General features: G+C 39.9%; 5 protein-coding genes. All 5 read right to left on the bottom strand.

The genetic code is table 11. The features are described from left to right. Window positions 1-54 precede the first annotated feature (54 nt). The 5 genes from GQR46_RS16905 to petA all read right to left on the bottom strand — a co-directional run bounded on the left by GQR46_RS16905 (window position 55) and on the right by petA (window position 3,800). A complete protein-coding gene (locus tag GQR46_RS16905) occupies window positions 55-492 on the bottom strand; it encodes a ClpXP protease specificity-enhancing factor (protein WP_024593995.1) in 438 nt (145 codons plus the stop codon). Further along, a complete protein-coding gene (sspA, locus tag GQR46_RS16900; protein WP_165741632.1) occupies window positions 492-1,118 on the bottom strand; it encodes a stringent starvation protein SspA in 627 nt (208 codons plus the stop codon). The genes GQR46_RS16905 and sspA overlap by 1 nt, the downstream gene beginning before the upstream one ends. Before the next feature lie 80 nt (window positions 1,119-1,198). Then, on the bottom strand, window positions 1,199-1,948 hold the full coding sequence (locus GQR46_RS16895; protein WP_165741630.1) for a cytochrome c1: 750 nt from the start codon (window positions 1,946-1,948) through the stop codon (window positions 1,199-1,201). Next, complete coding sequence (locus GQR46_RS16890; RefSeq protein WP_165741628.1) at window positions 1,945-3,210, bottom strand: cytochrome b N-terminal domain-containing protein; 1,266 nt, start codon at window positions 3,208-3,210, stop codon at window positions 1,945-1,947. The genes GQR46_RS16895 and GQR46_RS16890 overlap by 4 nt, the downstream gene beginning before the upstream one ends. Then, complete coding sequence (gene petA, locus GQR46_RS16885) at window positions 3,210-3,800, bottom strand: ubiquinol-cytochrome c reductase iron-sulfur subunit (RefSeq protein ID WP_007580333.1); 591 nt, start codon at window positions 3,798-3,800, stop codon at window positions 3,210-3,212. Before petA ends, GQR46_RS16890 begins: the two co-directional genes overlap by 1 nt. Between the last annotated feature and the right edge of the window lie 401 nt (window positions 3,801-4,201).

Raw genomic sequence — 4,201 nt, 5'->3', positions numbered from 1 at the left:
AAATACAGACATAAAAAAACCGCTTATTCAGCGGTTTTTTTTGGCATTTACTTATTATTTAATAACACGTAAATGAGAGCCTTTTTTCTTCTCAGGCTTTTCTGGTGGTGTTTCATCAATATACTCAGCTGATGAATCAACACTTTCAAGCTCTGGCACAAAATCGTCTTCGTCCTCTAAAAACTCATCTGCGGTAAAGACTGTTCCTTCGCCATTTTCACGCGCGTATATTGCAAGCACAGCACCTAGAGGTACATACACTTGCATTGGCTGACCACCAAAGCGCGCACTGAAGCTAAGTTGGGTTAAGTCTAACGAAAACTGTGTGACCGCTGATGGACTTATGTTTAAAACAATTTGTCCGTCTTGAACAAATTGTGTTGGCACTTGTACATTTGCAAATCCAGCGTCTACCACTAAATGCGGTGTACACTCGTTATCGACTATCCAATCAAAAAAAGCACGTAATAAATAAGGACGATTAGGCGTCATTATAAACGGATCTCACGCTCAGCTTCAGTTAAAGAGGCTTGGAATGACTCACGTTCAAATAAACGGATCATGTACTCTTTAAGCTCTTTAGAACCTGCACCATTAAGCTCAATACCAAACTCTGGTAAACGCCATAATAGTGGAGCTAAATAACAGTCTACTAAGCTAAACTCTTCACTCATAAAGTAAGGTGCTTCGCTAAAAATAGGTGCTACAGCAAGCAATGCTTCTGTTAGCTCTTTACGAGCTTGAGCTGCATCTGATGTGTTGTTACTGATTTTGTCAGCTAGGCTGTACCAATCTTTATCAATACGATGCATCATTAAGCGGCTACGACCACGCATTACCGGGTAAACAGGCATTAGTGGAGGATGAGGAAAACGCTCATCAAGGTATTCCATGATGATGTTTGCCTGGTATAAACCAAGCTCACGGTCAATCAGTGTTGGCACTGTACCGTAAGGGTTAATTTCGTGAAGTGCTTCTGGCAAATTATCTTTTTCAGCCAAATGAATATCTACACTTACACCTTTTTCCGCAAGTACAATACGTACTTGGTGGCTATACATACAGTTAGCACCAGAAAAAAGGGTCATTACAGGGCGCTTATTGGCAGCTACGGCCATGCCTATACCTCCATTAAATAACTAAAACAGCAAAAGGGGCTTAAGCCCCTATTGCAAAATTACCTTTAAAAATGTTCAACTTAATGAACATCTCTCCAGTATTCTTTCTTAAGCATAAATGCCAAGATAAATAGGATGATTAAAAATCCAATTACCTTAATACCTAGCGCTTCCGATTCAAGACGTGAAGGTTCACCCACGTATTCAAGGAAGTTCGTTAAATCACGAGCCGCATGGTCATATTCATCTACGCTTAATTCACCCGAACCATCTGTTTCAGTAGCAATAACTTTGGTCACAGTGTGACCATGTTCTTCTACTTCTTTAGTGATAGGCGTTGGTAAACCTTGTAGTTCTTGAAGAACGTGAGGCATACCTACCGATGGGAAAACAATATTGTTAACCCCAAACGGGCGAGATTCATCTTTATAAAACGATTTTAAGTACGTGTAAATATAATCTGGTGATTTTACACGAGCAATTAGTGTTAAGTCCGGCGGAGCCGCACCAAACCATTTTGCTGCATCGTCTTTTTTAATCGCATTTGTAATATGGCTACCTACTTTAGAACCGTCAAAAATCAACTGCTCTAAACCAACTTCTGTTGGGATACCAATATCACGAAAAGTACGTTCATAACGTTGATACTGCATTTGGTGACAACCAAGGCAGTAGTTCATGAACAACTTTGCACCGCGTTGTAAAGATGGTTGATCAGTAAGGTCGTTATTCGCTTCCATTAAAGGAACCGACGGACCTGCTGCCATAACCATGTTAGGTAACAAGTTTACTGATAAAGCAAATAAACCAATAATAAGCTTTTTCATCATTTCGTTAACCTCTCTGGCAATGGCTTAGTTTTTTCGTTCTTACTGTATACAAATAACAGTACGAAGAACATAAAGTAAGTCACAGTACAGATTTGAGAAATAATCGTTTTCAGATCAGTCTGTGGAGTTGCACCCACCCAACCTAAAAGAACGAAAGTTACAACAAAACCTGCAATGTTCCATTTATGGAAACCACAACGGTAACGAACCGATTTAACTCTACCACGGTCTACCCAAGGTAGTAACGCAAGTACCACAATCGATGCACCCATCGCTGCAACACCAATTAACTTATCTGGGATTGCACGTAAGATTGCATAGAATGGTGTAAAGTACCAAACCGGGAAAATATGCTCAGGTGTTTTAAGTGGGTTAGCTGCCTCGAAGTTTGGACCTTCTAAAAAGAAGCCATTCATCGCAGGCATAAAGAACACAACCCAACAAAACAATATTAAGAAACCAACCACACCCACAATATCTTTTACTGTGTAGTAAGGGTGGAACGGTATCGCATCAACAATATCTTTCTTGTCAGTGTAATACTCGTGAAATTTAAATTTAGGCTTATCTTCTTCAGCTACTGAGCCTTTCTTACGTTTAATCTCAATACCTTCAGGGTTGTTCGAACCCACTTCGTGTAGAGCAACAATATGTAAGAAAACTAAGATTACAATAACCAGTGGCAGTGCAATTACATGTAATGCAAAGAAGCGGTTAAGCGTTGCACCTGATATTACGTAGTCACCACGGATCCAAAGTGTTAAGTCATCACCAATTACCGGAATCGCCCCGAATAATGAAATGATTACCTGCGCACCCCAGAACGACATTTGCCCCCATGGTAATAAATACCCCATGAATGCTTCAGCCATTAGCGCTAAGAAAATAAACATACCAAATAACCACAATAACTCACGTGGTTTTTGATAAGAACCGTAGATCATGCCACGGAACATATGCATATATACAACGATGAAAAACGCTGATGCACCTGTTGAGTGCAAATAACGTAGTAACCAGCCATATGGTACATCACGCATGATGTACTCTACTGAGGCGAATGCGCCCTCAGAAGATGGAACAAAGTTCATCGTCAACCAAATACCAGTTAGTATTTGGTTTACTAGTACTAACATGGCTAATGAGCCAAAAAAGTACCAGAAGTTAAAGTTTTTAGGTGCTGGATACTGTGCAATATGCATGTTCCAAACACGTGTCATTGGGATACGGTCGTCGATCCAACCAATAATCTTACCAAACATTAGGCTGCCCCTTTTTCTTCGCCCACTAAAATAGTGGTCTCATCAAGAAAAGTATAAGGTGGTATTTCTAAGTTTAATGGAGCAGGTACCGATTGAAATACACGGCCAGCCATATCAAATTTAGAACCATGACACGGGCAATAGAAGCCATCATCGGTTCCTTCAACTTTTTCACTAAAGTTACCTTGGAAAAAGCCAGGTGAACACCCTAAATGCGTACAAATACCTACAGCCAAAAAGATCTCTGGACGTAATGAACGGTAATCATTTGTTGATGATTCTAATTGTTGTGGCTCTTGCGAATGCGGATCACGAAGTTGACCTTCATGTTCTTTCATTTGCTCAAGCATTTTTGGGGTACGTGATACAACCCATACAGGTTTACCACGCCACTCGACACGTATTAATTGTCCAGGCTCAAGTTTGCTGATATCTACTTCTACAGGCGCACCCGCAGATTTAGCTCGCTCACTTGGATTCCAAGACGCAATAAAAGGAACAGCAGCCCCAGCCGCACCAACACCACCTACAACAGAGGTAGCTATGGTTAAAAAGCGACGTCGGCCATTGTCTACAGGCGCATTGCTCATCCACTTATCTCCACTATGATTCTCAACACTTGCTATATTGAGAACATCAGTTACAGCAGGTTAATTATTCGAAATTTTTAAAATAGAAGCGATCATAATTAAAACCCTTGATTAAAACAAGGTTATTCAAAGCCTCATGCTCATAAACCTGACTTGATCAAAAATTCGATTAAGCTAGCTCGAGAATAAAGCCGAACGACTATAATAACGCTTCTGTAAAAACAATATACTGACCAAGATCAACACCACTAAGAAGAAACAGTAAAAAACTGTACATAGTGTTGTTAAACCGCTCATTTTACTTACCGGACAATTGTAGCAAAAAATTCCACCAATTAACTGATGGATTTAAACTAATTACGATAATTATTTAACTTTTTTGCAGCTATCTGAGTGTTTTT

Origin of the sequence: Pseudoalteromonas sp. Z1A6 (genome assembly GCF_011378745.1) — a bacterium.
Taxonomy (GTDB): Bacteria; Pseudomonadota; Gammaproteobacteria; order Enterobacterales; family Alteromonadaceae; genus Pseudoalteromonas; species Pseudoalteromonas arctica.
This window is presented reverse-complemented; position numbering and strand designations above follow the sequence as displayed.